General features: G+C 59.1%; 2 protein-coding genes. Both read right to left on the bottom strand.

The genetic code is table 11. From position 1 onward, the window contains the following. Positions 1–19: 19 nt before the first annotated feature. On the bottom strand, positions 20–295 hold the full coding sequence (locus ADADOO_RS01725; RefSeq protein WP_511274466.1) for a DUF2249 domain-containing protein: 276 nt from the start codon (positions 293–295) through the stop codon (positions 20–22). Between the two features lie 131 nt (positions 296–426). After that, positions 427–1,290, bottom strand: an 864-nt coding sequence (locus ADADOO_RS01720; protein ID WP_511274465.1) for a rhomboid family intramembrane serine protease, incomplete at its 5' end; no start/stop codon positions are given.

The following is a 1,290-nucleotide window of genomic DNA, read 5'->3' as shown; positions in this document are numbered from 1 at the left end:
GGCTCGCGGTGAAAATCACTCAGCCAACAACGGAAAAATCGATCACGATGGCACCTGGTTCGCGCTGCCTGTATTCGATGGAAAGATGGGCGCCATAACGGGCCTGCAGTTGGGCCAGCAGCGGCAAGGGATCGTGATCGTTGCAGAAACGCATGGTTTCGCCGACTTGCAGTGCATCAAGTGCGCCAAAAATGGCGGCATGACGGAAACGCTTGGCGATCCCGCGGGCATCGAACGGGTACAGGGCTTCGGCGGTCGGTCGGTCGCAGGAATGGACGGGGTGAATGGTTTGCATGTGAGCTCCAGAAAAGGCATGCCGGGATGGCATCAGGCTGCGATTCTGCCCGTCAGCCAGCACCGTTTCCTTGATCCTGATCGGAATAACCCTTTCGCGGCAAGGCCCTCCCGCCGACATCACGACCGGCATCATTTGGTCGCCCCTGATTGGCGTGCCTGCTCCAGCGCCTTTTGTACCAGATCCCGATCCTTGGCCCGCAAGCCTTCCACCATGGCCCGCGAGGCATCACGCCGCTGTTCGGCATAATGTGTCAGGCGTTCTGCCGCAACAGCCGACGGCAGATTGGGATCTTGCGGCAAGGCGACCAACGCTTCAAAACTGTGCTCATAGCGCTCAGCCACCACCGATTCAATGACGTCGGCCAGATCGTCAAAAGAGGCGCCTTTTCTCTGCCCCTGCAGCAGGATGCTCTCCCACGCCCGGCTGATGGCCGCATCCTCCTGCAAAAATTCGCCGATCTCCTGCTGAACCTGCTTTTCCTCGCTCCAGCGGTAAGCCCGTTCGGGAAGATTGGCCGCCATGACGCCGATGAGCGCGACGAACACTACGCCAGCTACCGCTTTTGTCCGTCCAGGCATGACCACCGGCGCGGCGTCCGGCTTGATCAAAATCCCCGTTAGCAGGCCGCCGATCAAGCCGCCGATATGCGCAGCGTTATCAATTCCCGGAATCATCAGTCCAAAAACGATGCTAACCACCGAAAAACCAACAGCCGCCCAGAACAGCCAGCGAAACTCGCCGCGCTGAATTCGCCAACGCTCGAGCCAGAGATAGCTGAGCAACGCCCCATAGAGGCCGAAAATGGCGCCCGATGCACCGCCTGACACGGCATGCCCCTGATGAATCACCAGCGACAGCAGATTGCCAGCCAGGCCGGCGACAAAATAGATCGTCGCAAACCGGAAGTACCCATACATGCGCTCGACCCATTGCCCAACATCCCACAAAGCCCACATATTCAAGGCAAGATGGAGCAGGCCAAAATGCAGGAA

It is taken from the genome of Azonexus sp. (genome assembly GCF_036170495.1).
Lineage (GTDB): Bacteria > Pseudomonadota > Gammaproteobacteria > Burkholderiales > Rhodocyclaceae > Azonexus.
This window is presented reverse-complemented; position numbering and strand designations above follow the sequence as displayed.